The following is a 25,385-nucleotide window of genomic DNA, read 5'->3' on the forward strand; positions in this document are numbered from 1 at the left end:
GGCATGATCCTTTCGATCCATTTTTCGAAGAACCCGCGCCGAGCGAGCCGCGCTGCCTGACCTTGTCCAACGTGCCACAGCCCCCCACTCCCACCGAGCTTCCTGCCGGTTCACGGGCACTCGAGCCCCAGCAGGTCGACCTGTCTAATTGCGACCTCGAGCCGATCCGCGTGCCGGGCTCGATCCAGCCGCACGGCCGCATGCTGGTGCTCCAGCCCGGGTCGCTGGCGCTCGTCGCATGGAGCGAGAACTGGCCCGGCGCGGAACTCCCGGCCGCTCTGGAGGCTGTGCGGGGCTTGAGCCTGCCGGCGCTGCCGCCCGGCGGGTCGCCGGTGTCGCTCGGCGCGGTGGCTCTGGAGGAGGTCCGCTTCGACGTCGCCGCGCACCGCAGCGAGAACCACCTGATCGTCGAGTTCGAGGCGGCCTCGCCATCGGGCGGCAACGAGGCGCCCATCTACTCGCTGGGCCGCGTCTTCCTGCCGCAACTGCAGGAGGCTGCCACCGTCGCAGAGCTGTGCGGCCTGGCCGCGCGCGAGATGAAACGGCTCACCGGCTTCGGCCGCTGCCTGGTCTACCGCTTCGACGCCACCGGCCACGGCGAGGTGCTGGCCGAGCAGGCCGACGCCGGCTACGACAGCTACGCCGGCCATCACTTTCCCGCTTCCGACATTCCGCGGCAGGCGCGCGCGCTGTACCTCGTCAATCATTTCCGGCTGATCGCCGATGCCAACTACCGCCCGGTGAGCCTGCGTGCCGCCGACGCCAGGCTCACCGCCGCCGACATCGACCTGTCCCAGGCGCAGCTGCGCAGTGTCTCGCCGATCCACCTCGAGTACATGCGCAACATGGGCACGCTGGCGTCCATGTCGGTGTCGATCGTCATCGACGGCAAGCTCTGGGGGCTGATCTCCTGCCACGATCACGCTCCGCGCTTCCTCGACACGGGCACGCGGCTCGCGTGCGAGCACCTGGGCCAGTTGCTGTCGCTGCAGATCCAGTCGAAGGAGAGCAACGGCGAGGTGGCCGAGCGGCTCGAGTTGCGCCAACTCACGCTGCAGATCGTCTCGCACCTGTCCGACAGCGACGCCACCCTGCAGCAACTCACCGCCGAGGTCTCGCTGATGCTGCGCGTGATGCGCGCCACCGGCGCCGCCGTGGTACTGGACGACGAGGTGTGGTGCGTGGGCGACGTGCCGGCGCGCGCGCACGTGCAGGAACTGGCGGCCTGGATCGCCGGGCTGGGCATGGAGGTCTACGAGAGCGACGCGCTGGCCGCGCACTTCGCACCCGCGGCGCAGTTCATCGACGTGGCGGCGGGCGTGCTCGCCATCTCCATCTCGCAGGTGCACCGGCACCTGATCCTGTGGTTCCGGCCCGAGATCGTGCAGACGGTCCGCTGGGCCGGCGACCCGCAGAAACCGCAGGGCCTGGTCGACGGCCGCATGCATCCGCGCCTGAGCTTCGCGAGCTGGGTGGAGCACATCCGCGGACGCTCCACGCCCTGGTCGGCGGCCGAGGTCGGCGCGGCTGCCGAACTGCGCCAGGCGCTGATCGGCATCGTGCTGCGCCGCGCGGAGGAGCTGGCCTCGGTGGCCTCCGAACTGGGCCGCGTCAACAAGGAGCTGGAGGCCTTCTCGTATACCGTGTCGCACGACCTGCGCGCCCCGATGCGGCACATTGCCGGCTACGTCGACCTGGTGGACCAGACCGAGGGCAAGCAGCTGAGCGAAAGGGCGCGCCGCTATCTTTCGCACGTCAAGGACGCCGCCGCCTTCGCGGGGCAGATGGTCGACGCGCTGCTCGACTTCTCTCGCATGGGCCGTTCCGCGCTCAAGCAGCGGCAGGTCGACAGCGCATCGCTGGTCGAGGGCCTGGTGCGCGAGCTGACGCGGCTGGAACCGCGGCGCAAGGTGGAATGGCAGATCGACGCCGACCTGCCGATCCTCTGTGCCGACCCGCTGCTGCTGCAGGTGGCGGTGCGCAACCTGCTGGCGAACGCTTTCAAGTATTCGCGCACCCGCAGCCCATCGCGCATCACGGTGCGCGCCATCCGCGGCGACCTGGGCGACGGGCTCGAAGTGCAGGACAACGGCGTGGGCTTCCAGATGAAATACGTCGACAAGCTGTTCGGCGTGTTCCAGCGGCTGCACCAGGCCGAGGAGTTCGAAGGCACGGGCATCGGTCTGGCCAATGTGAAGCGGATCGTGGAGCGTCATGGCGGCACGGTCTGGGCAAAAGGGGAGATCGGCACAGGAGCGAGCTTCGGCTTCATCCTTCCGCGCGAAGGCCCCGACAACGCGGCCGCCTCGTTGGCGCCGGCCGCCAATGGAGAAGGAAATGCTTAAGCCGATCCTGCTTGTCGAGGACGACAAGCGAGACCTCGAACTCACCCTCATCGCGCTGGAGCGCAGCCAGCTCGCGAACGACGTGATCGTGCTGCGCGACGGTGCGCAGGCGCTCGAATATCTGCACCGTGAAGGCGAGCATGCGGACCGCGCCGAAGGCAACCCGGCGGTGATCCTGCTGGACCTGAAGCTGCCCAAGGTCACCGGGCTCGAAGTGCTGCAGGCGGTGCGCGCCGATCCGGTTCTGCGCAGCATTCCGGTGGTGATGCTCACCTCGTCGCAGGAAGAGTCGGACGTGCTGCACAGCTACGAGCTGGGCGTCAACGCCTATGTGGTCAAGCCGGTGGCTTTCGATCGTTTCGTGTCGGCCATTGCGGAGCTCGGCGTGTTCTGGGCCGTGCTCAACGAGCCGCCGCCGGGTTCGCTGAAGGCGGCGCGCAAACATGAGTGACGCGGGCGGCGTCGTTGCCGCGAATCCGCAGCCTCCGGGCGTACTGATCCTCGAAGACTCGCGCTTCGACGTCGAGCTGCTGACCGAGGCGCTGGCGCAAGCCATGCCGTCGGCCAGGCTCCACGTGGTGCGCGACGAGCGTGGCTTCGTCGACGCGCTGAACACGGGCGGCTTCTCGCTGATCCTGTCCGACTACGAACTGCCGGGGTTCTCCGGTGCGCATGCGCTGGAGGTGGCGCGCCGCATGGCGCCGGAAACGCCTTTCATCTTCGTCTCGGGCGTGATCGGCGAGGACAACGCGGTCGAGCTGCTCAAGAGCGGCGCCACCGACTATGTGAGCAAGGGCCGCCTCGCGCGGCTGCCGGTGGTGCTGGAACGCGCGCTCAAGGAGGCCGATGACCGGCGTGCCAAGGGGCTGGTGGAGCGCCGGCTGAACGCCGCCAATGCGGCCATCATGGAAGCCGAGGCGCGCCGCCTGGCCTTGATGGAGCTCGGCGATCGCATCCGCGACATGGACGAGCCGGGCGACATCGCCTATGCTGCCTCCGAGATGCTCGGGCGGAGCCTCGGCGTGGACCGGGCCGGCTACGGCCTGGTGGACACCGTGGCTGAGACCATCGTCATCGCCCGCGACTGGACCGCCCCCGGCGTGGCCAGTCTGGCGGGCCTGCTGCACTTTCGCGACTACGGCTCCTACATCGAAGACTTGCGCCGCGGCGTGACCGTGGCCTTCGCCGACGCGCGCCTGGACCCGCGCACCCGCGACACCGCGGGTGCCCTGGAGGCCATCACCGCGCGCGCGGTGGTCAACATGCCGCTCACCGAGCGCGGCGGGCTGGTCGGGCTGCTTTATCTCAACCACGGCCAGGCGCGGGTGTGGTCGCGCGACGAACTGGATTTCGTTCGTGAAGTCGGCGACCGGGTGCGCTCGGCCATTGCTCGGCGCGAGGCGCAGATCGAGTTGATGGCGTTCGCCGAATCGCTGGAGCGCCAGGTCGAGGCGCGCACCCACGAGCGCGACCGCACCTGGGCCCTGAGCCAGGACCTGCTGGGAGTGGCCAATGCACAGGGCTTCTTCGTGAGCGTGAATCCCGCATGGGAAGCCGTTCTGGGCTGGAGCGCCGAGGAAATCTGCGCCATGCCCTTTCGCTCGCTGGTGCATGCCGACGACCTGACCCACACCGAGGCCGAGCTGGAGCGCCTCATGCAGGGCGAGCGCACCACCGGTTTCGAGAACCGCTACCGCACCAGGAGCGGTGCCTACCGCTGGCTCTCCTGGACCGCCGTGCCGGACGACGGCCTGCTGTATGCCGCCGCGCGCGACATCACCGAGCAGAAAGAGCGCGCCGCCGAACTCGACGCCGCGCGCGAGCAATTACGCCAGAGCCAGAAGCTCGAGGCCGTGGGCCAGCTCACCGGCGGCCTGGCGCACGACTTCAACAACCTTCTGGCCGCCATCAGCGGCAGCCTGGAACTGATGCGCAGGCGCGGCCTGCAAGGCAATCCGGCGGACATGGAGCGCTACGTGGGCGTGGCGCAGGGCGCGGTCAAGCGCGCGGCCGCACTCACGCACCGGCTGCTGGCTTTCTCGCGGCGCCAGACGCTGGAGCCAAAGCCGGTCAACGCCAACCGGCTGGTGACAGAAATGGAGGAGCTGCTGCGCCGCACGCTCGGCCCGCACATCACGCTGGAGACGGTGGCGGCCGTCGGCCTCTGGAATGTGCACGCCGATCCGGGCCAACTCGAGAACGCGCTGCTCAACCTGTGCATCAACGCGCGCGATGCCATGCCGGAAGGCGGCACCCTGGTGATAGAGACCGCCAACCGCTGGATCGATGCCCGGACCGCGCGGGAGCGCGACCTGCCGATGGGGCAGTACGTGTCGCTCACCGTCAGCGACAACGGCGTGGGCATGCCGCCGGAAGTGGTGGCGCGGGCCTTCGATCCGTTCTTCACCACCAAGCCGATCGGCATGGGCACCGGGCTGGGCCTGTCGATGATCTACGGCTTCGCGAAGCAGTCGGGCGGGCAGGTGCGCATCTACTCCGAAGTCGGCAAGGGAACCTCCGTCAGCATCTACCTGCCGCGCCACGACATGCAGGAAGAAGTGGCCGCGGCACCCGCCGAGGTCATGCTCGCGCCGCGCGCCGACCAGGGCGATACCGTGCTGGTGGTCGACGACGAACCCGCGCTGCGCATGATCATCGTCGAGGTGATGCAGGGACTCGGCTACGCCACGCTGGAGGCCGGCGACGGCACCGAGGCGCTGCGCATCCTGGAGTCGCCGCGCCAGCGCATCGACTTGCTGGTGAGCGACGTGGGCCTGCCCGGCGGCATGAACGGCCGGCAGGTGGCGGACGCCGCGCGCACCGCGCGGCCCGGCCTCAAGGTGCTGTTCATCACCGGCTACGCGGAAAACGCGGTGCTCAGCCATGGCCACCTCGACCCCGGCATGCACGTGATGACCAAGCCCTTCGAGATGGACGTGCTGGCGCGCCGCGTGAAGCAGCTGATCGAAAACAGCTAGCGCTGGCTGAAGCCCCCGGCACTCCTCGGGCGCCACCGCGCCCGGCGGCAGCCGCGCAGTCACCTGCAGCACCGGTGCGAGGCCTGAGCCGCCGAGTGCGGCGCTGCCGGCGCGGGCCTCCACCACCGAGTGCACGATCGCCGGCCCCCCGGGCCGCTGCCGATCGGTGTCTGGCCAGCGCTGCGGAAGATCAGCGTGCCGTAAGCGGCTCCAGGCCGGTCTTCGCGATGGTCGGCGCGGCGGCCGGCGAGTTGAGGTAGCGGATCAGCTGCCGTGCCGCGTCGGGCTGCTTCGACGCGGCGGCGATGCCGGCGGAGAACACCGTCACGCGCTGCACCTCGGCGGGCAGCGGCCCGATGTAGTCGATGCCGGCGATGGGCAGCAGCTCGCTCACCTGCTGCAGGCCGAGCGCCGCGTCGCCGCGTGCCACCACCGAGCCCACGCGCTCGCTGAGGATGCGCTTGCTCTTGGGCCTGACCTGCTCCTCGATGCCGAGCTTCTTGAGCAGCTCGGTCTCGTAGTAGGTGCCGCTCGCGCTGGCCGAGTAGGCGATCGACGGCGCGGCGATCAGCGTGCGCTTGAGCGCGTCGATCGTGCTGATGTCGGGTTTGGGCGCGCCCTTGCGTACCGCGAAGCCGATGGAGGAGCGCACCAGGTCGACCTGGCTGCCGGGCACCACCTTGCCCTGGGCCACCAGCGCGTCGAGCGCAGGGCGCGCAAGGATCACCACGTCGGCCGGCTCGTTGCGTGCCAGGCGCCTGGGAATGGAGTCTTCGGCGTTGCCCATCGAGGCACCGTAGGCGGTCTTCACGCTGCGGCCGGTGCTGCGCTCGAACTCGGGACGCAGGTCGTTGTAGGCGGCGGTGAAGCCGCCAGAGGTCATGACGTGGATGTCGGCGCCCGCGGCGGGCTTGCCGGTGCTGCCGGTGCCGAGGCTGCCGCAGCCGGCGAGCGCGAGGGCCGCGACGAGCGGAAGGGCGGTGCGGCGGGTGATGGACAGGGCAGGTTCGAGAAAGGGCTTCGTCACGAGGTCTCCAGGGGAAGTTGGCTTCAGAGGCCATCGTAGAAGCCGGACCTGTCATTCGGCCCTCAGCGGATTCGGGGTTAATCCCGAGGCTGCCGGGGCGCGTCGCGGCCTGCATGGGTGCCCGGAAGCCGCCCGCAACCGCCGCGGGCAAGCTCTACGACTTGCGCATGCGGCGCATGATCACGCCCGGGCAGCGCCACACGGCCGACCGGAACCTGCCGGCCGTCATTCCCTGACCCGCCGAATCGATCAGTCGACCAGATCGAAGCAGCAGCCCGCGTAGTAGGGCTTGTCCCCGCCCTCGACGAAGGGCACCTCGATGGGCTTGCCCTCGTTGCGCCACACGTCGCGCTTCCGGTAGCCCGAGCGCGCGAGGTCGGCCAGCAGCTCGTCGTGGTGCTGGATGCGGTAGGGGCACACCGCGATGCCGATGCTGTTGAGCGTGTAGATCGTGCGCTCGGGGTGCACGGCCGTGGTGTTCATCACGATGCGCCGGGGCTTCACGGCAAGCTCCGAAAGGATCGTGTCCATGCGCACCGGCAGGTACTGCAGGCTGCCCGACACGTACAGCACGTCGCAGCCGCTCGCGTCGCGGTAGTCGGTGGTGAAGCCGAGCTGCTGCGTGGCCTCGCGCTTCACGGCCATCGCGCGTCCGCTCACGACCACGCCGGGCACGTCGCACACGGTCCAGCGCAGCGTCTCCGGATAGCTCAGCACGCGCCGGAAGGCGTAGTACTTGATGCCGACGTGCCCGCCCAGGTCGAACACGCGCGTGAGGCCCGCGTCGATGGAGCGGCCCAGCCAGAAGAGCCCGGGGTAGTCGTAGAAATAGATCTGCGGGCTGTAGAGCTCGCCCGCGTCGGCGTTGGCATAGCCCACGGCCTTGGAAGAGGGCGCGCCGGCCTCGGCCGCGGCGAAACTCTCGAACGAACCCATGAAGAGGTTCTCGTCGGTGTTGCTGAGGAACTTGCGCCTGTACGCGCTTTCGCGGGCAGGAAGGGGCAGCAGGCTGGTGAGCATCTCGTTCTCCGTTGGCTCGCCCATTCTGGGCGCAACAGGAGCGTGAGAGGGCTATAGCCCAGTGCGGTTGGGGCGGTTACCCCATGTGGGTTACATACCGCTCGCCAATGCCGCGGCCGCCGCCCGTGTCTCCACCCCCAGCTTCTCGAAGATGTGCTCCAGGTGCTTGTTCACCGTGCGCGGGCTGGTGCCCAGGATCTCGCCGATGTCGCGGTTGGTCTTGCCCTTGGCGAGCCAGGAGAGCACCTCGGTCTCGCGCGGCGTGAGGGCCGCGTCGGCCAGCCGCGCGGCAGGTCCTTCGCGCTGCACGGCGAAGAGCAGCATCGTTTCGCCGAGTGCCGCCGCGCCGAGGTTGCGCACCGACAGCCGCATCCCCGTGGACGTGCCCACGGCTATGGCCGCACCCGGGGCCAGCGCCGCTTCGAGCGAGGCGGGCAGCAGGCCCGGCGCCACTGGCTCCTCGAGCGCATGCAGCCACAGCGCGGCCTGCGGCGAGCGCCAGGCGATGCGCCCGCGCGTGTCGACGAATACCACGCCCATGCCGGCCACGTCCACAGCGTCGCGGGCCATGCGGGTGATGCGCGCGTTGCGCGCGTGCGTGTGCAGCCGCGCCAGCACCTCCTGCGCGCGGATCGGCTTCACCACGTAGTCGACGCCGCCGCACTCGAAGCCCTCGACCACGTGCGAGGTCTCCGACAGGCCCGTCATGAACAGCACCGGGATGTGCGCGAGCGCCGGGTTGGCCTTGATGCGCCTGCAGGTCTCGAAGCCGGAGAGGCCCGGCATCAGGCCATCGAGCAGGATCGCGTCGGGCACCACCAGTTCGAGCCGCTGCAGCGCGGCCTCGCCGTCGGCGGCCACCAGCACGGTGTAGCCGCTGGCCTCCAGCGTGTCGCACAGCATGCCGAGGCTGCTGGGGGCGTCGTCCACCACCAGCACCACGGGGCGTTCGGCCGAAGGCGATTCAGGGAGCGAGGGTGTCTGCATCTTCTGCCAGTGCGTTGCGGAGTTTGTCGAGTTCGAAGCGCGCGACCATGCCGCGCAGCCAGGTGCAGGTGGCAGCCGCGGCGGGCGAGGCCGCGGCCAGCCGGTCGAGTGCGGTGTGCAGGCCGCGCACGTGGCCCATCTGCGCGAGGCGCATGAGTTCGGCGCGGTCGTCTTCCTGGAGGTCGAGCCGCCGGGGGCGCTGCGGCGTGTCTTCGCCGTCGTCGAGGGTGTTCGGCGGCAATGCGTCGCTGGCCGCCAGCCATTCCAGGCCCAGGTGGCGCTCCAGCGTGGCGATCAGCTCCGATTCGATCACCGGCTTGCCCACGAAGGCCTGGCAGCCCACCGCGCGCAGCCGCTCCGCCTGGTTCTCGAACATGTTGGCCGAGACGATGATGATCGGGATCTCGCGAAAGCCCGAGGCACGCACCGACGCCGCCGTCTGCCAGCCGTCCATGTCGTCCATCGTCAGGTCGAGCAGGATGGCCGAGGGCAGTTCCTCGCGCAGGCTGTCGAGGCACTCGGTGCCGCTCGCGGCCTCGCGCACCTCGAAGCCCAGCGGTGCGAGCATGCCGGCGAGCATCTGGCGCTGCACCGGCTGGTCGTCCACCACCAGCAGCGTGCGGCGCTCGCCGATGTAGCCCGAGACGGGCTGGCGCACGGCTCCCGCCTTGCCGGCCTGCGGCCCGGGGTCGGCCACCTCGCGCAGGTACACGCGCACGCTGAAGGTGCTGCCCCGCGAGGAGGTGGCGGCCAGCTTGAGCTCGCCGCCCATCAGCGAGGTGAGCAGGCCGGTGATGGTCAGGCCCAGCCCCGTGCCTGGCTCGCCGCGCCGGCGGCCGGCCGCGCCGCGCTCGAAGGGCAGGAAGATGCGCTGGTGGTCCTGCGGCGCCACGCCGATGCCGGTGTCGGCCACGTCGAAGCGCAGCACCTCGCGGCGTGCATCCACATGCAGCGTGACGGTGCCGCTGTCGGTGAAGCGCACCGCGTTCGTCAGCAGGTTGATGAGAATCTGCCGCAGCCATTTCGCGTCGGCATGCACCCACGGCGGCAGCCGGCCCGCGTGCGTATAGACGAAGGCAAGGCCCTTGTTCTCGGCCTGCGGCCGAACCATGTGCACCAGCTGGTCGAGGAATGCCGGCAGCGCCAGCGGCGCCGGCTCCAGCTGCAGCCGGCCGGCCTCGATGCGCGCCAGGTCGAGCAGGCCGTCGATCAGGCCCAGCATGTGCTCGCCGCTGCGGTGGATGGTCTGCACCGCCTCGCGCGGCGGCTTTACCGAGTCGCCCTTCAGCAGGATCTGCGAGTAGCCCAGGATGCTGTTGAGCGGCGTGCGCAGCTCGTGCGTCATGCCGGCCACGTATCGGGTCTTGGCCTGGTTGGCGGCCTCTGCGGCTTCCTTGGCGGCCTGCAGCGCGGCGTCGGTGCGGCGGTGCGCCTCGATCTCCAGCGCCAGCAGGTTGTTGTGGCGGTTCGACTCCTCCTGCGCCATCTGCCGGCTCTCGCTGCCCAGCACCACCCACCACGCGGCCACGGCGGCCACCACCGACAGCAGCGCGAACACCTTCAGGAAAGCAGTGGCCAGGACCGGATCGCTGGTGCCCGCCAGCGCCTCCTGCGCGTACACCACGCCCACCACGGTGGCCAGCAGCGCGATGAGCGATGCCGCCACCAGCAGGTAGTGCGCCACGCGGAAGTTCAGCCGCGCCGAGAGCGCCGGCGGCAGCAGCGCCTGCAGCCAGCCGCTCATCTGTTCGGCCGCGCGCGAGTCGGTCTTGCAGCGGTCGTGGCAGCGCGACTCGAGCGTGCAGCACAGCGAGCAGATCGGTGCGCTGTAGGCCGGGCAGTGGGCCATGTCCTCCGACTCGAAGCTGTTGTCGCACACCGAGCATTTCACGCTCTGGCCGGGCGCCCAGCGCTCGATGTCGCTGCGCGCGAGGTAGTAGCGTCCGCGCGTGCGCCAGGCCAGCAGCGGCGACAGCGCCATGGCGGTGGCCAGCGCGATGAAGGGAGAAAAAGCCTTCGCCCAGTGCCCCAGCGCGCCGGAGTAGGCCAGCATCGCGAGCGCGGCCGCCATCAGCATCGAGACCAGTCCCACCGGGTTGATGTCGTACAGGTGCGCGCGCTTGAACTCGATGGTCTTCGGGCTCCAGCCCAGCGGCTTGTTGATGACCAGGTCGGCCACCAGCGCGCCGACCCAGGCGATGGCGATGTTGCTGTAGAAGCCCAGCACATGCTCCAGCGCGGCGAACACGCCCAGCGCCATCAGCAGTATCGCGATGACCACGTTGAACACCAGCCACACCACGCGCCCCGGGTGGCTGTGGGTGAGCCGCGCGAAGAAGTTCGACCATGCGAGCGAGCCCGCGTAGGCGTTGGTGAGGTTGATCTTCATCTGCGACACCAGCACGAACAGCACCGTGATGCCCAGCACCCAGGCCGGGTCGCGCAGCACGTACGAGAAGCCCGTGAGGTACATCTGCGTGGGCTCGATCGCGTGGTTGGCCGGTATCTCGTGTTGCAGCGCCAGGAAGGCGAGAAACGCGCCGCCCATCATCTTCAGCATGCCCGGCACGATCCATCCCGGTCCGGCGACGAGCACCGCCGTCCACCAGCGCACGCGGTTGGCGGCGGTCTTTTCGGGCAGGAAACGCAGGTAGTCGACCTGCTCGCCGATCTGCACCACCAGCGAGAAGGCCACGGTGGCGGCGGCGCCGAACATCAGCGGGTCGAAGCCGCTGCTGTCGGAGGTGCGGCCCACCAGCCCGGTGAAGTCGGCATAAAGCTCGGGCTTGTTCACCAGCACCGCGACGAAGGGGCAGACGAAGAGCACGATCCAGATCGGCTGCGTCCACAGCTGCAGCCCCGAGATCAGCGTGATGCCCCGCGCCACCAGCGGAATGATGACGATGGACGACACCATGTACAGAAGCCACAGCGGCCAGTCCAGGTACATCTGCAGCGCCAGCGCGAGGATGGCCGCCTCCAGCGCGAAGAAGATGAAGGTGAAGCTCGCGTAGATCAGCGAGGTGAGCGTGGAGCCCAGGTAGCCGAAGCCGGCGCCGCGCGTGAGCAGGTCCATGTCCACGCCGTGGCGCGCCGCGTAGTACGAGATCGGCAGCCCCGTGAGGAAGGTGATGAGCCCCACCACCAGGATGGCCCACAGCGCGTTCGAGAAGCCGTAGCTCAGCGCGATGGCGCCGCCGATGGCCTCCAGCGCCAGGAACGAGGTGGCGCCGAAGGCCGCGTTGGCCACGCGGAACTCCGACCACTTGCGAAAGCTGCGCGGCGTGTAGCGCAGGGCGTAGTCCTCCAGCGTTTCGTTCGCGACCCAGGCGTTGTAGTCGCGGCGGATGCGAAAGATCTTCTGTCCGGAGACGGATTGCATGGCGGTTTGTCGCGGCGGCGGTTGCATGGGGCGGGTACAGCAAGAAGCGCTCCCTGTGCCCTTTCTTCGCCGATGTCTGCTCGCGAGTCTGCGGGCAAGGCTGCTTCCCGCCGCTACGTTGAATGACGTATTCGCGCATACGCCACTGATTTCTAAAGTTCCAGCCATGGTGCTCGGGGCACCGTCCGATGCACTTCGATGGTGCGCGGCCTTCCTTTCCAACAACCTGCCTGGAGTTTCCTGATGTCGCGTGAATCCGATTCTTCCCTCGATGCCCTGGCATTGCGCCGCCGCCGTCTGCTGCAGGGTGCCGCCGCGCTGCCGGTGATGGGCCTGAGCGGCCTGAGCTTCGGCCAGGGCCAGTTCCCCACGGCCAAGGTCAACACCACCAAGCTCGCCGTGACCGACACCGAGGTGACGGTGGGCCAGCTGCATTCGTCCACCGGCACCATGGCCATCTCGGAAACCGGCTCGATCCAGGCCGAGCAGCTGGCCATCGACCAGATCAACGCCATGGGCGGCGTGCTGGGCCGCAAGATCAAGGTCATCAAGGAAGACGGCGCCTCCGACTGGCCCACCTTCGCCGAGAAGTCGAAGAAGCTGCTGGTCAACGACCACTGCGCGGCAGTGTTCGGCTGCTGGACCAGCGCCTCGCGCAAGGCCGTGCTGCCGGTGTTCGAGAAAGAGAACGGCCTGCTGTACTACCCGACCTTCTACGAAGGCCTGGAGCAGAGCAAGAACGTGATCTACACCGGCCAGGAGGCCACGCAGCAGATCATCTGGGGCCTGGACTGGGGCGCTAAGGAGAAGAAGGCCAAGACCTTCTTCCTGGTGGGCTCCGACTACATCTGGCCGCGCACCTCGATGAAGATCGCGCGCAAGCACATCGAGAACTTCCAGAAGGGTTCGGTCAAGGGCGAGGAGTACTACCCGCTGGGCCACACCAACTTCAACTCGCTGATCAACAAGATCAAGGTGGCGAAGCCGGATTGCATCTTCGCTGCCGTGGTCGGCGGCTCGAACGTGGCCTTCTACAAGCAGCTCAAGGCCGCGGGCATCACCGGCGACAAGCAGTTCCTGCTGACGCTGGCCGTGACGGAAGACGAGATGACCGGTGTGGGCGGCGAGAACTTCGCGGGCTTCTATTCGTCGATGAAGTACTTCCAGACGCTGGACAACCCGAACAACAAGAAGTTCGTGGAAGCCTTCAAGGCCAAGTACGGCAAGGACGCGGTGATCGGCGACGTGACGCAGGCGGGCTACCTCGGGCCGTGGCTGTGGAAGGCGGCGGTGGAGAAAGCGGGCAGCTTCGACGTGGACAAGGTCGTGGCCGCATCGCCCGGCATCGAGCTCAAGACCGCGCCGGAAGGCTACGTGAAGCTGGACGCTAATCACCACCTGTGGAGCAAGGCGCGCATCGGGCAGGGGCAGGCGGACGGCACCTTCAAGGTGGTGGCGGAGTCGGCTGAGCTCATCAAGCCGGATCCGTTCCCCAAGGGCTATCAGTAAACCCTGATGTCTTTCTCCCTCCCCCTTGGGGGAGGGCAGGGGTGGGGGCAAGCGGCCGTCGATGAAGCCTTGCGCTTGCCAGCGCCGCTGTGCCCCCATCCCAGCCTTCCCCCAGAGGGGGAAGGAGCCAATACCCCAACTTCGGAACACCTTGCCATGACTCTGTCGGACATGATGAACATCGGCCTCATGCAGGGCTTCGCGGGGCTGAGCCTCTTCGCGGTGCTGCTGCTCATGGGGCTTGGCCTGGCGATCATCTTCGGCCAGATGGGCGTGATCAACATGGCGCATGGCGAGTTCATGACCATCGGCGCCTACTCGATCTACCTGGCCGCGCGCGTCACGGAAAGCCTGGCGCCCGAATTCATGCCGTACTACTTCCCGATCGCCATCGCGCTGGCCTTCGTGTTCGCCTTCATCACCGGCTGGATCGTGGAGTGGGTGCTGATCCGCCATCTCTACAAGCGGCCGCTGGACACGCTGCTCGCCACCTGGGGCGTGAGCCTGGGGCTGCAGCAGATATTCCGCACCTTCATCGGCCCCAAGGAAGTGAGCCCCACGCTGCCCGAATGGCTCATGGGCTCGTGGACGCCGCATGAAGGCCTCGACATTCCCATCAACGGCCTCTTCGTGCTGGCGCTCACCGCGCTGGTGACGGGTGGCGTGCTCATCGCGCTGCACAAGAGCCGCTGGGGCCTGCGGGTGCGCGCCACCGTGGCCAACCGCACGATGGCCAATGCCACTGGCATCGACACGAAGAAGACCGACCGCCTGACCTTCGCCATCGGCTGCGGCATTGCCGGCGTGGCGGGCGCGGCCTTCACCACCATCGGCTCGACCGGGCCGACCTCGGGCTCGCTCTACATCGTCGACGCCTTCCTCGTCGTCACCTTCGGCGGCGCGGCCAGCCTCTTCGGCACCGTGGTCTCGGCCTTCGGCATTGCACAGACGCAGTCGATCTCCGAGTTCTTCATGACCGGTTCGATGGCCAAGGTGCTGACGCTGTCGCTGATCGTGCTGATTTTGATGATGCGGCCGCAGGGACTCTTCGCAGTCAAGGTCCGCCGCTGATGAACCCGATTCCCTTGCAGGAGAACGTTCCGATGAATTTCATCAAGGCCTCGATCCAGCGCTACCAGCTCGGCAGCCTGCTGCTCCTGGTGCTGCTGCTCGCGGTGGTGCTGCCGCTGTCGCTCGACATCTTCCGCCTCAACCTCGTGGGCAAATACCTCACCTACGCCTTCGTGGCCGTGGGGCTCGTCATGGTGTGGGGCTACGGCGGCGTGCTGAGCCTGGGGCAGGGCGTGTTCTTCGGCATCGGCGGGTATGCGATGGCGATGTTCCTCAAGCTCGAAGCTTCCGACCCCGTCTCCACCAAGATCCAGACCACGCCCGGCATTCCGGACTTCATGGACTGGAACCAGATCACCGAGCTGCCCGCGCTGTGGCTGCCGTTCAAAAGCCTGCCGCTGAGCCTTGCGCTGGTGGTGCTCGCGCCGATGGCGCTGGCCTGGCTGGTGAGCTTCGCGATGTTCAAGCGGCGCGTGGGCGGCGTGTACTTCGCGATCATCACGCAGGCGGTGGCGCTGATCTGCACCGTGCTCATCATCGGCCAGCAGGGCTACACCGGCGGCGTGAACGGCATGACCGACCTGAAGACACTGCTGGGCTGGGACACACGCACCGACGGCGCCAAGTACGTGCTGTATTACGTCTGCGTCGGCCTGCTGGTGGCGAGCATCCTGCTGTGCCGCTGGGTGCAGACCAGCAAGCTGGGCACGCTGCTGCTGGCCATGCGCGACAAGGAAGACCGCGTGCGCTTCTCCGGCTACGACGTGTCGAACTTCAAGGTCTTCATCTTCTGCCTCGCGGCCGGGCTCTCGGGCATCGGCGGCGCGATGTTCGCGCTGCAGGTGGGCTTCATGTCGCCGAGCTTCGTGGGCATCGTGCCGTCGATCGAGATGGTGATCTTCTGCGCCGTCGGGGGACGCATGAGCCTGGTGGGCGCGGTGTATGGGGCGCTGCTGGTGAATGCGGGCAAGACGCTGTTCTCCGAGAGTTTCCCCGACCTGTGGCTGTTCCTCATGGCGGGCCTGTTCATCGGCGTGACCATGGCCTTCCCGATGGGGCTGGCCGGCGTGTGGGAAGAAAAGATCCGCCCGTGGTGGAAGTCGCGCCGGCAGGCGCTGCGCGAGGCCGCCGTCAAGCCGCCGGCATCAACTGCACTGGTACAGCCCGCAGCACAAACACCCGAACCCACGCTGCCAGAAGGCGTCGGCAGCCAGCGCGCCTGAACCGGAGCCACACATTCATGAGCAACACAGACTTCACGCTGGCGGTGGAAGACCTCACCGTGTCCTTCGACGGCTTCAAGGCCATCGACGATCTCACGCTGTACATCGACCGAAATGAACTGCGCGTGATCATCGGACCCAACGGGGCCGGCAAGACCACGCTGCTCGACCTGATCTGCGGCAAGACGCGAGCGAGCGCCGGCAGCATCAAGTTCAAGAACAACGAACTCACGAAGATGGCCGAGCACAAGCGGGTGCGGCTGGGCATCGGGCGCAAGTTCCAGACCCCGTCGATCTACGAGAACCTGAGCGTGTTCCAGAACCTGGAGGTGTCGTTCCCGAAGGGGCGCTCGGTGTTCGGCGCATTGGCCTTCAAGTGCGATGACGAGGTCAAGGCCAAGGTGCAGGCAATTGCGCAAGAGATCGGCCTGGCCGACCGCCTGGAGACCGAGGCCGGTCTCTTGAGCCACGGCCAGAAGCAGTGGCTGGAGATCGGCATGCTGCTGATGCAGGAGCCCGAGTTGCTGATGCTCGACGAGCCCATTGCCGGCATGAGCGCGCGCGAACGCGAACTCACTGCCGATCTGCTCAAGCGCATCTGCCAGAACCGCGCAGTGATCGTCATCGAGCACGACATGGCCTTCGTGAAGCAGATCGCGCACAAGGTCACCGTGATGCACCAGGGGAAGATCCTTGCCGAGGGGCCGATGGAGAAGGTGCAGGCCGATCCCAAGGTCATTGACGTTTATTTGGGGCACTAGATGAAGAGCTGTCGTTCAGGGCGCGCTCACGCCGACGGGATACCTTGCGCAGCGAATGTCCCCCGGCCTTCGGCCTCCTCCTTTATTTCGCTGCGCAAGGTACCCCGTCGACGCGAGCGTTGGACGGCGCAGTCGTTGATCAGTCGTGCACCAGCAGCGTGTCCTCTTGCACAGGGCGTCGGGTGCTCCCCGCAGCGAAATAAAGGAGGAGGGCGAAGCCCGGGGGACATTCGCGGAGGGGAGTACCCGATGGCCTGTGCAAGCCCCCCGAACACAACCAAAAGGATCCCAGCAATATGAGCAACCTCATGCTGAAGGTAGAAGACCTGCACGTAGCCTACGGCCAGAGCGAGGCCCTGCACGGCATCTCGTTCGAAGGCAAAGCCAACGAAACGATCGCCATCATGGGCCGCAACGGCATGGGCAAGACCACGCTGTTCAAGAGCTTGATGGGCGTGCTGCCATTGAAGAGCGGGCGCATCGAAGTGGCGGGGCAAGACGTGTCGCGCGACGAGAGCTTCCGCCGCGTGGCAAAAGGCATCGCCTACGTACCACAAGGCCGGATGATCTTCCCCACGCTGACAGTGGAAGAGAACATCCAGACCGGCCTCGAGAACTCCAGGACCCGCCGCATCCCCGAAGAAATCTACGCACTGTTCCCCGTGCTGTGGGACATGAAGAGCCGCAAGGGCGGCAACCTCTCCGGCGGCCAGCAACAGCAGCTCGCCATTGCGCGCGCACTCGTCACCGACCCCAAGGTGCTGCTGCTCGACGAGCCCACCGAAGGTATCCAGCCTTCGATCATCAAGGACATCGCCAAGGCGCTCAACGAGATCCGCAAGCTGCGCGGCATCACCATCGTCGTGTCCGAGCAGGTGCTCAGCTTCGCGATGGACGTGGCGGACCGGCTCTTCGTCATCGAAGGTGGACGCCTCGTGCACGAGACCGCGCGCGACAAGACCGACGTCGATCACATCAAAGCCTATCTCTCTGTCTGATTTCCGCTCAACCACAACCCAACCAGGAGCCACTGCAAATGACGGACACGCTGATCAAGGTCGACCTGACCAAGTCGCCCACCGAGAACGAGAACATCCATAACCGCTGGCATCCGGACATTCCGATGGCCTGTTGGGTCAACCCGGGCGACGACTTCATCCTCGAGACCTTCGACTGGACCGGCGGCTTCATCAAGAACAACGACAGCGCAGACGACGTGCGCGACATCGACCTGAGCACCGTGCACTACCTCTCGGGCCCTGTGGGCGTGAAGGGCGCCGAGCCCGGCGACCTGCTGGTGGTCGACCTGCTGGACATCGGCGCCAAGCAGGACAGCCTCTGGGGCTTCAACGGCTTTTTCTCGAAGAAGAACGGCGGCGGCTTCCTCACCGATCACTTTCCCGAAGCGCAGAAATCGATCTGGGACTTCAAGGGCATGTTCACCAGCTCGCGCCATGTACCGGGCGTGAACTTCGCGGGCCTGATCCACCCTGGCCTGATCGGCTGCCTGCCCGACAAGCCGATGCTCGACATGTGGAACGAGCGCGAGAAGGCGCTCATCGCCACCGACCCTGACCGCGTGCCCGGCCTGGCCAATCCGCCCTTCGCGGGCACCGCCCACATGGGCAAGATGACCGGCGAGGCGAGGGCGAAGGCCGCCGCCGAGGGCGCCCGCACCGTGCCGCCGCGCGAGCACGGCGGCAACTGCGACATCAAGGACCTCTCGCGCGGCTCCAAGGTGTTCTTCCCGGTCTACGTTGACGGCGCCGGCCTGAGCGTGGGCGACCTGCACTTCAGCCAGGGCGACGGCGAAATCACCTTCTGCGGCGCCATCGAGATGGCCGGCTGGGTGCACATGAAGGTCACGCTCATCAAGGGCGGCATGGCCAAGTACGGCATCAAGAACCCGATCTTCAAGCCCAGCCCCATCACGCCCCAGTACAACGACTACCTGATCTTCGAAGGCATCTCGGTCGACGAGAGCGGCAAGCAGCACTACCTCGACGTGAACGTGGCCTACCGCCAGGCCTGCCTGAACGCCATCGAGTACCTGAAGAAGTTCGGCTACTCGGGTGCGCAGGCCTATTCGATCCTGGGCACCGCGCCCGTGCAGGGCCACATCAGCGGCGTGGTCGACGTGCCCAATTCGTGCGCGACGCTGTGGCTGCCCACGGGCATCTTCGACTTCGACATCAACCCGAACGCGTCGGGCCCGGTGAAGTTCATCGACGGCAGCATCGACATGCCGCTGTCGCCGGACCTGCGGTGAAGCCATGCCGACCTACGACTACGCCTGCGGGCACTGTGGGGGCTTCGAGGCGCTGCGGCCTTCGGGCCAGCGCGACGAACCGGCCGCGTGCCCCGATTGCGGCAGCGCCTCGCCGCGCGTCCTGTCGGCCGCGCCCCGGCTGGCGCTGATGGCCTCGGGCACGCGCCGCGCGATGGAAACCAACGAGCGAGCCAGGCACGAGCCCGTCAGTTCGCGCGACTATGCGCGGCTTCGGCATCCGGCCGGGTGCGGCTGCTGCGGATCGTCGTCCAGGCGCGGGGCTACGGTGACGGCGCCGAACGGCGCGAAGGCTGCGCCCTCCAGGCGGCCGTGGATGATCAGCCATTGAAGAATGCCGCCGCAAAGCCAGCCGAAAGAGCGCCAGGGGAGACGTCGGGAGGGATAACCCCCTATTGACCGTTTTCTTTTCAAGACGCTGGATTGTTTCAATCCTGTGAACGCCGCGGTTCTTTTTGCGGGCGTTTTTCGATGCCATTCGGGATCAAACTTCTCCTCACCAACCAACCGATTGCCCTGAAGGAGATTGAAATGAATGCCTCGAAGATCATCGCCGCCGCCGCCCTCTCGCTCCTGGCTGCCGCCGGCGCCCAAGCAGAAACCTATGACGGCGTGCACGTCGTGAATTCGTCGGTGACCCGTGCCGAAGTCGCTGCGCAAGCCGTTGCCGCCGCTCGCGCCGGCAACGAATACAGCGAAGCCTCCTCCGCTGGCGCACAGCCCTTCACGTCGACCGCCAACCGCGCCACCGTCCAGGCCGAAGCTGTCGCCAAGGCCCATGACCCGCTCGCCAGCCTCGACCGCCGCGCGTTCTACCGCGACGAAGTGCCGCAGGCCTACAAGAAGCCCAGCGTGTCGTTCACGCGCCAGGCTGGCCTGTAATCAGGCGGCTCGGCAACCGCTGCGGCGGTTGCCTGAAAAAGGACGAAGCGGGCCCATCGGCCCGCTTTTTTCATGGGCGAACCGATCTGCCGCATTTGCTTGGAAAATATACGCATTGAGTATATATTCCGGCCCATGAACATGCCGCAACAGGTACTCCTACGCGACGCGATGCGTCAACTCAACATGACGCGCGACGCCTTCGCCGAGCGAATCGGAAGCCGAAGAAGGGCGCTCGATGCCTGGCTGCTGCCCGATGAATCCAATGAATTCAGGGCCATGCCCGAAGTGGCACGGCGCTTCGTGAGCGAGATCCTTGCGTCCGATGGACGGCGCATCGAGTATACGCAAAGCGCACATAACGACGCCCTGCACAGGGCGATGGCGGTCGAAGGTTCTCTCCATCTTCTGTCGGTCAGCCAGTTCAACCGCGACGCCATCGACGAGCTGTTCCGGCTGGCCGACGTCATGCAGCCGATCGCGCGCCGCCGCAAGGTGAGCCGCGTGCTCGAGGGCGCGGTGCTCGCCAACCTGTTCTTCGAGGCCAGTACGCGGACCCGCGTGAGCTTCGGCGCGGCGTTCTGCCGGCTGGGGGGCTCGGTGTGCGACACCACCGGCTTCACTTTCTCGTCGATGGCCAAGGGCGAATCGATCTACGACACCAGCCGCGTGATCAGTGGATACGTCGACGCCATCGTGGTGCGGCACCCGGAGCAGGGCTCGGTGGCCGAATTCGCGCGCGCCACCAACGTGCCCGTCATCAACGGCGGCGACGGGCCGGGCGAGCATCCGAGCCAGGCGCTGCTCGACCTTTACACCATCCAGCGCGAGTTCTCTCGCCTGGGCAAGCTGGTCGACGGCGCGCACATCGCGATGGTCGGCGACCTGAAATACGGGCGCACGGTGCATTCGCTCATCAAGCTGCTGGCGCTGTACAAGGGGCTGAAGTTCACGCTGATCTCGCCGCCTTCGCTGGCCATGCCGGCGGAGATCGTCGAGGCCGTGAGCCGCAACGGCCACGTGGTCGAGACCGCCGCCACCCCTGCGCAGGGCCTGGCCGGCGCGGACATCATCTACGCCACGCGCATCCAGAAGGAGCGCTTCGCGCACGACGAAGTGCTGGAAGGCTTCGACAACGCCTTCGAGATCAACCGCGCGCTCGTCGAGTCGGCCTGCAAGCCCGAGGTGGTTGTGATGCACCCGCTGCCGCGCGATGCCCGTCCCGGCTCGCACGACCTCAGCGTCGACCTCAACAACGACCCGCGCCTGGCCATCTTCCGCCAGACCGACAACGGCATCCCGGTGCGCATGGCCATCTTCGCCACGCTGCTGGGCGTGGACAAGCTCGTGAGCCGCTCGATGCGCGACGCCGCGTGGACGCCGCCCTCGCACATCGGCCCGGACGACAGCGTCTTCCACGGGCTCGATTGACGCCCCGGGGCCCTCGGGTGCGTCAGGTGTGGGCGAGGATGTTGACCAGCTTGCCGAACGGATCGCGCACGTAGAAGCGCCGCACGCCCCACGGCTCGTCGACCGGCCCGTATTCGATGGCGAAGCCCGCGGCCTTCATGCGCTCGAAGGCCGTGTCCACGTCATCGACCTCGATGGACAGCTCGGGCACCGGCGTGCCCGAACCGCCTTCCGAAGCGAAGCTCAGCTGCACCGTCATGCCGGCCTGCGAGCCGTAGGTCTGGATCCAGCCGTGGTCCATGAGCAGGTCGAGGCCGAGGATGTCCTTGTAGAAGACGGCGGCGCGTGCGGGATCGGGCGTGGCGAAATTGGCGACGAGGCGTTTGACTTTCATTGCGTGGGTTTCCTGATGACGAATGCCAGGGGCCGGCCGTCGCATTCGACGCGCAGCACGTCGCCATCGATGCGGACGGCGGTCCACCGCTCGATGCGGCCGTTTCCGATCCTATGCCGAGGATGGGCGGGCGCTCGGATCATCGCGCCGAATCCTGCCCGCAAGCGCTCTCATCCGCGCCTAAGCGAACTCTCACGCCGCCCTAAGCGGACCCTCAGCGGCAAATAAGTGCCGCGTCCTAGAGTGAACTCATCTTCATCACTCAAGGGGACAGCCATGAGAGTTCGAACCATTGCCCTGTGCATCGCCGCCGCTCCGGCGCTGTTGCTGGCCTCGCTCGCGCATGCAGGCGGGCGCGGGGACCCTGACTATCCGCAGGTCTCGCATTCGACGCAGTCGCGAGACACAGTCGCCGCCGACGCCACGCGCGTGAACAACGGCATCCATGCGACCGAAGTCGCCGAATCGCAGCCCGCGCCGAGCGTCTCGGGCGCAGATCGCGCGCAGGTGCAGGCCGAGGCCGTGCGGGCGAACAACGGCATCCATCCGACGGAAGTCATGGAGTCTCAGGTCGCGCCTTCGGTTGCATCGGCGCACATGTCTGGCGTGACCAGCGGCGAGTGAGGGGCCGCGCCTGAGCCGGGGCGCCGCGATGCATGAATCCGCCACCGAGGGCGGGTAAGCTCGCGGCCCATGAAGCGCAACAGCACTCCCAAGGCAACCGGCGGCAAGGCTTCCGCTGCCGCAGCAAAGACGTCCGCCGGCTCCGCGGCGGCACCTGGCGCGGAGGCGTCCGACGTCCAGGTCTCGGCGGTGCTGGCGCGCATCCAGACGCTGTGGTCCTCGCTGGGGCCGGTGGGGCAACGCATCGCCGACTTCATCGTGAAGAACCCACGCGAGGTGGTGCACATGTCGGTCAGCGAAGTGGCCGAGCGCACGGGCTCGAGCGAGGGCAGCATCGTCGGGCTGTGCAAGAACCTCGGCGCCACCGGCTTCCAGCAGATCAAGATCGCACTGGCGCAGGAGCTGGTGCGGCCGGTGCAGTTCATCCACGAGGACCTCGACCCGCAGGACAACACCACCGCGGTGATTCGCAAGATCTTCCAGAGCAACGTGCAGACGCTGCACGACACGGAGGCCACGCTCGATGCCAAGGCGATGGAGCGCGCGGTGAAGCTGTTCCGCCAGGCCGAGCGCATCGAGATCTACGGCATCGGCAGCTCGGCCACCATCGCCGAAGACGCGCATTACCGCATGCTGCGCATCGGCCTGAACGCCAAGGTGGTGGTCGATTCGCACGTGCAGGCGATCAGCGCCTCGCTGACCGACGCGAAGACGGCGGTGCTGACGATCTCGCACTCGGGCAGCACGCACGAGACGGTGACGGCCACGCGCCTCGCGAAGGAGGCGGGCGCTTCCACGGTGTGCATCACCAACTTCGGCAAGTCGCCGCTTCAGGCTTTTGCCGACGTGCTGCTGTTCACGATGGCGCGCGAGACCAACTTCCGCACCGAGGCGATGACGAGCCGGCTCGCGCAACTGGCGATCATCGATGCGCTGATCGCCTGCCTCGCGCTGTCGGACTACGACACCTCGGTGCGCACGCTACGCCAGACCTTCGACGTGCTCTCGCTCAAGAGGTACTGAGCCGGGGCTTCGGCGGGCTCCACCCGCCCGCTCGTTTCGAACAGCCCGCCCACGCTGGCAGCGACCGCACCCGGTCCCGAGCCCACCAGCACGCAGGCCATGCCCAGCCTGGCGGCGCCCTCGGCGTCTGTGAGCGGGTTGTCGCCGACCACGACCGTGTCTTCTGGACGTGCGCCGATGCAGCGCAGGCCTTCCTCGAACAGCAGCGGCGCCGGCTTGCCGGTGATGCTCCATGGCTGCACGCCGCTGGCGGCGACCACCGCGGCGAGCAGAGCGCCGGTCTCGGGCACTACGCGTCCGTGGGGGCCGGGATGGGTGGCGTCGGCGTTGCTCACCACGAGGCGGGCGCCACGCAACAGCTCGTTCACCGCGACGGCGAGCCGCGCGTGGCTGAAGTGCATGTCGAGCGCAAGCAGCACGAAGTCGGCATCGGCCTGAACCAGCTGGCAGCCCAATGAGCGCGCATAGCGCTGCAGGGCAGGGCTCGCGATCGGCATCACGCGCGCATCAGGGTGTTCTCGCACCAACTGGCGCACGGCCAGCTCGCCGGCCAGCACGATGCGCGCGGCGGGCACACGCAGGCCGAGGCGGCGCAGCCGCTGCGCCAGGCCCGGCGCGGTGTGCGTGGAGTTGTTCGAGACGATCGCGTAGCGCCCTTCGAAATGCGCCAGCAGTTCGGCTGCGCCGGCGATGACTTCCTGCTGGCGCACCAGCGTGCCGTCGAGGTCGACGAGCAGGTGGCGGGCCCGCGCCAGGCGCGCATCCCTGATCGCCAGTGTCTTGTGGTTCTTGATCATGGCGGCGGATTGTATTGAATATTGCTCAGTGAATTGTTGTATTTGGAATGAGTAAATTTCACCGGCCTGTCATCTTTGGTTCCTAAAGTCCCGGGCATCGCCTCCAGGCAATACCCCTCAAAACATCGTTTCGACGAAGGAACCGACCTCATGAAGAACAAGCTCCTGGCACTTGCCGCCGCCGCGGCCGCCGCCCTGTCGCTGAGCGCGACGCTCTCCCTTCCCGCGCATGCCCAGGCCGTGGCGGACGGCTCGCGCGAGCATCCGCTGCGCGTTCTGCTGATTCCGGCCGACGGCGGCACCGAGTCGGGCACCAAGGCCGACTACGCGCCGGTGTTCAATGCCATCACGCGCACCACCGGACTGAACTTCGACCTGAAGGTGGGGCAGTCGTACGGCGCAGTGGTCGAGGGCATGTGCAACCAGCTCGCCGACATCGCCTTCTTCGGCCCTGTCTCCTACGTGCAGGCTCACAAGCGCGGTTGCGCACAGCTGCTGGCCGTGGGCGTGGAGAAGGGCGCCTCGGTGTACTACGCCGGCATGTTCGCCAAGGCCAACGCGCCGATCGCCGGCATCAACGACGTGAAGGGCAAGCGCGTGGCCTTCGGCGACGTCAACTCGGCCTCGAGCTTCACCTTCCAGGTCGCGATGCTCATGGACGCCGGCATGGACCCAGCCAAGGACCTCTCCGCCATCCGCATGACCGGCAGTCACGCCAGCAGCCTCGCTGCCCTGGTGCAGGACCAGGTCGACGTGGCTTCGCTCTCGTTCGACTCCTACGAGAAGGCCGTGAAGCAGGGCGCCGTCGATCCGAAAACGGTGAAGGTCATCGCCAGGAGCATCGCCATCCCGTACCCGCCGCTCGCGCTCAACTCGAAGCTGCCCGAGCCGCTGAAGGCGAAGCTCAAGGACGCCTTCGCGACCGTCAACAAGGCACCCGGCGTCACGCCCGACATGATTCGCGGCTACGGCGGCGGCAAGATCGACGGCTACGACACCAGGTTCTCGGAGGACGAATTCAACGTCGCCGCCGAGAAGCTGGGCCTGCTCACCGACGAGCTCAAGGGCCGCATCCTGGCCAAGGCCGCGCAGCGCTGAGTAGCAAGGCAGGCAAGCCAATGCTGAATTTCGAATCGGTCGCCATGCGCTACGCCGACGGCACGCAGGCGCTCGGCGGTGTCTCCCTGCAGGTGCCCGCGGGCGAGTTCTGCGTGGTGCTGGGCTCCTCCGGCGCGGGCAAGTCGACGCTGCTGCGCATGGCCAACGGGCTGGTGAAGCCCACGCAGGGCACGGTGCAGGTCGAGGGCGTGCGCATCGCGGCCGATTCGCTGGCGCGCATCCGGCCGCGCATCGGCATGATCCACCAGCAGTTCAACCTGGTGCTGCGCTCCACCGTGGCCGACAACGTGCTCGCAGGCGCACTGCCGGCCATGCCCACGTGGCGCGCTGCTGCTCGACAACGGGATGTGGGACCGCGTCGGAGACCTGGTGGAGGAGGCCGACTTCTTCCGGCAGGAGCACCGGCTGGTGTTCCAGGCCATCAGTAGCCTGCTCAACGCCTGCAAGCCACCTTCATGTGCCGCCCGAAGATTCCGAACGTGATGTCCAGCGGCTGGCACCTGCACCAGTCGCTGCGCCGCAAGAGCGACGGTGTCAACGCGTTCA

The 25,385-nt window shown here is 67.3% G+C and carries 23 protein-coding genes and 1 pseudogene; 18 read left to right on the forward strand and 6 right to left on the reverse strand.

What is annotated here, in order from left to right:
- Positions 1–71: 71 nt before the first annotated feature.
- The 3 genes from QMO14_RS25345 to QMO14_RS25355 are packed head-to-tail and all read left to right on the forward strand — an operon-like array spanning position 72 to position 5,323.
- Complete coding sequence (locus QMO14_RS25345; RefSeq protein WP_301510555.1) at positions 72–2,345, forward strand: ATP-binding protein; 2,274 nt, start codon at positions 72–74, stop codon at positions 2,343–2,345.
- Positions 2,338–2,796 carry a response regulator gene (locus QMO14_RS25350; RefSeq protein ID WP_301510529.1) on the forward strand — a complete coding sequence of 153 codons (459 nt, stop codon included), beginning with the start codon at positions 2,338–2,340 and terminating at the stop codon, positions 2,794–2,796. Before QMO14_RS25345 ends, QMO14_RS25350 begins: the two co-directional genes overlap by 8 nt.
- A complete protein-coding gene (locus QMO14_RS25355) occupies positions 2,789–5,323 on the forward strand; it encodes a response regulator (protein WP_301510530.1) in 2,535 nt (844 codons plus the stop codon). Before QMO14_RS25350 ends, QMO14_RS25355 begins: the two co-directional genes overlap by 8 nt.
- A 190-nt stretch (positions 5,324–5,513) precedes the next feature.
- Here the strand turns inward: QMO14_RS25355 and QMO14_RS25360 are convergent, their stop codons facing one another.
- Positions 5,514–6,350: a substrate-binding domain-containing protein gene (locus QMO14_RS25360; protein WP_301510531.1), complete on the reverse strand. Its 837-nt coding sequence runs from the start codon at positions 6,348–6,350 to the stop codon at positions 5,514–5,516.
- Between the two features lie 113 nt (positions 6,351–6,463).
- Between QMO14_RS25360 and QMO14_RS25365 the strand changes: the two genes are divergently transcribed.
- Positions 6,464–6,586 (forward strand): hypothetical protein, encoded by a 123-nt coding sequence (locus QMO14_RS25365; protein ID WP_301510532.1) that lies wholly within the window; start codon positions 6,464–6,466, stop codon positions 6,584–6,586.
- A gap of 13 nt (positions 6,587–6,599) precedes the next feature.
- Here QMO14_RS25365 and QMO14_RS25370 read toward each other — a convergent pair whose 3' ends face one another.
- The 3 genes from QMO14_RS25370 to QMO14_RS25380 all read right to left on the reverse strand — a co-directional run bounded on the left by QMO14_RS25370 (position 6,600) and on the right by QMO14_RS25380 (position 11,739).
- Complete coding sequence (locus tag QMO14_RS25370; protein ID WP_301510533.1) at positions 6,600–7,370, reverse strand: TIGR04325 family methyltransferase; 771 nt, start codon at positions 7,368–7,370, stop codon at positions 6,600–6,602.
- Between the two features lie 90 nt (positions 7,371–7,460).
- A complete protein-coding gene (locus tag QMO14_RS25375; protein ID WP_301510534.1) occupies positions 7,461–8,357 on the reverse strand; it encodes a response regulator transcription factor in 897 nt (298 codons plus the stop codon).
- Complete coding sequence (locus QMO14_RS25380) at positions 8,335–11,739, reverse strand: ATP-binding protein (protein WP_301510535.1); 3,405 nt, start codon at positions 11,737–11,739, stop codon at positions 8,335–8,337. Before QMO14_RS25380 ends, QMO14_RS25375 begins: the two co-directional genes overlap by 23 nt.
- A gap of 243 nt (positions 11,740–11,982) precedes the next feature.
- Between QMO14_RS25380 and urtA the strand changes: the two genes are divergently transcribed.
- The 9 genes from urtA to QMO14_RS25425 all read left to right on the forward strand — a co-directional run bounded on the left by urtA (position 11,983) and on the right by QMO14_RS25425 (position 20,903).
- Entirely contained in the window at positions 11,983–13,248 is a 1,266-nt protein-coding gene (gene urtA, locus QMO14_RS25385; protein ID WP_301510536.1) for an urea ABC transporter substrate-binding protein, read from the forward strand.
- 156 nt (positions 13,249–13,404) lie between these two features.
- Positions 13,405–14,319 (forward strand): urea ABC transporter permease subunit UrtB, encoded by a 915-nt coding sequence (gene urtB / locus QMO14_RS25390; RefSeq protein WP_301510537.1) that lies wholly within the window; start codon positions 13,405–13,407, stop codon positions 14,317–14,319.
- 32 nt (positions 14,320–14,351) lie between these two features.
- On the forward strand, positions 14,352–15,542 hold the full coding sequence (gene urtC, locus QMO14_RS25395) for an urea ABC transporter permease subunit UrtC (RefSeq protein WP_301510538.1): 1,191 nt from the start codon (positions 14,352–14,354) through the stop codon (positions 15,540–15,542).
- Between the two features lie 17 nt (positions 15,543–15,559).
- Complete coding sequence (gene urtD / locus QMO14_RS25400; protein ID WP_301510539.1) at positions 15,560–16,303, forward strand: urea ABC transporter ATP-binding protein UrtD; 744 nt, start codon at positions 15,560–15,562, stop codon at positions 16,301–16,303.
- Between the two features lie 308 nt (positions 16,304–16,611).
- On the forward strand, positions 16,612–17,301 hold the full coding sequence (gene urtE / locus QMO14_RS25405) for an urea ABC transporter ATP-binding subunit UrtE (protein ID WP_301510556.1): 690 nt from the start codon (positions 16,612–16,614) through the stop codon (positions 17,299–17,301).
- Positions 17,302–17,339: 38 nt separating this feature from the next.
- On the forward strand, positions 17,340–18,572 hold the full coding sequence (fmdA, locus tag QMO14_RS25410; RefSeq protein WP_301510540.1) for a formamidase: 1,233 nt from the start codon (positions 17,340–17,342) through the stop codon (positions 18,570–18,572).
- Positions 18,573–18,576: 4 nt separating this feature from the next.
- Positions 18,577–18,921 carry a zinc ribbon domain-containing protein gene (locus tag QMO14_RS25415; RefSeq protein WP_301510542.1) on the forward strand — a complete coding sequence of 115 codons (345 nt, stop codon included), beginning with the start codon at positions 18,577–18,579 and terminating at the stop codon, positions 18,919–18,921.
- A gap of 200 nt (positions 18,922–19,121) precedes the next feature.
- Entirely contained in the window at positions 19,122–19,472 is a 351-nt protein-coding gene (locus tag QMO14_RS25420; protein ID WP_301510543.1) for a DUF4148 domain-containing protein, read from the forward strand.
- Between the two features lie 135 nt (positions 19,473–19,607).
- A complete protein-coding gene (locus QMO14_RS25425; protein WP_301510544.1) occupies positions 19,608–20,903 on the forward strand; it encodes an aspartate carbamoyltransferase in 1,296 nt (431 codons plus the stop codon).
- A 22-nt stretch (positions 20,904–20,925) separates the two neighbouring features.
- Here the strand turns inward: QMO14_RS25425 and QMO14_RS25430 are convergent, their stop codons facing one another.
- Positions 20,926–21,276 carry a VOC family protein gene (locus tag QMO14_RS25430; protein WP_301510545.1) on the reverse strand — a complete coding sequence of 117 codons (351 nt, stop codon included), beginning with the start codon at positions 21,274–21,276 and terminating at the stop codon, positions 20,926–20,928.
- 276 nt (positions 21,277–21,552) lie between these two features.
- On the opposite strand from QMO14_RS25430, the gene QMO14_RS25435 reads away from it, so the two are divergent.
- Both QMO14_RS25435 and QMO14_RS25440 read left to right on the forward strand, forming a co-directional pair.
- A complete protein-coding gene (locus tag QMO14_RS25435) occupies positions 21,553–21,900 on the forward strand; it encodes a hypothetical protein (protein ID WP_301510547.1) in 348 nt (115 codons plus the stop codon).
- 69 nt (positions 21,901–21,969) lie between these two features.
- Positions 21,970–22,923 (forward strand): MurR/RpiR family transcriptional regulator, encoded by a 954-nt coding sequence (locus tag QMO14_RS25440; protein ID WP_301510549.1) that lies wholly within the window; start codon positions 21,970–21,972, stop codon positions 22,921–22,923.
- Here QMO14_RS25440 and QMO14_RS25445 read toward each other — a convergent pair.
- Positions 22,860–23,720 (reverse strand): HAD-IIA family hydrolase, encoded by an 861-nt coding sequence (locus tag QMO14_RS25445; protein WP_301510551.1) that lies wholly within the window; start codon positions 23,718–23,720, stop codon positions 22,860–22,862. The two genes, QMO14_RS25440 and QMO14_RS25445, sit on opposite strands and share 64 nt — an antisense overlap.
- Positions 23,721–23,870: 150 nt before the next feature.
- On the opposite strand from QMO14_RS25445, the gene QMO14_RS25450 reads away from it, so the two are divergent.
- The 3 genes and pseudogenes from QMO14_RS25450 to QMO14_RS25460 all read left to right on the forward strand — a co-directional run bounded on the left by QMO14_RS25450 (position 23,871) and on the right by QMO14_RS25460 (position 25,322).
- Entirely contained in the window at positions 23,871–24,818 is a 948-nt protein-coding gene (locus tag QMO14_RS25450; RefSeq protein WP_301510553.1) for a phosphate/phosphite/phosphonate ABC transporter substrate-binding protein, read from the forward strand.
- A gap of 44 nt (positions 24,819–24,862) precedes the next feature.
- Positions 24,863–25,105: pseudogene (locus QMO14_RS25455) on the forward strand (ATP-binding cassette domain-containing protein); the annotation flags it as partial.
- A 79-nt stretch (positions 25,106–25,184) separates the two neighbouring features.
- Positions 25,185–25,322 (forward strand): DnaB-like helicase N-terminal domain-containing protein, encoded by a 138-nt coding sequence (locus tag QMO14_RS25460; RefSeq protein ID WP_367618169.1) that lies wholly within the window; start codon positions 25,185–25,187, stop codon positions 25,320–25,322.
- Positions 25,323–25,385 lie beyond the last annotated feature (63 nt).

Source organism: Variovorax sp. CAN15, assembly GCF_030462475.1.
In the GTDB taxonomy this organism is placed as follows: Bacteria; Pseudomonadota; Gammaproteobacteria; order Burkholderiales; family Burkholderiaceae_C; genus Variovorax.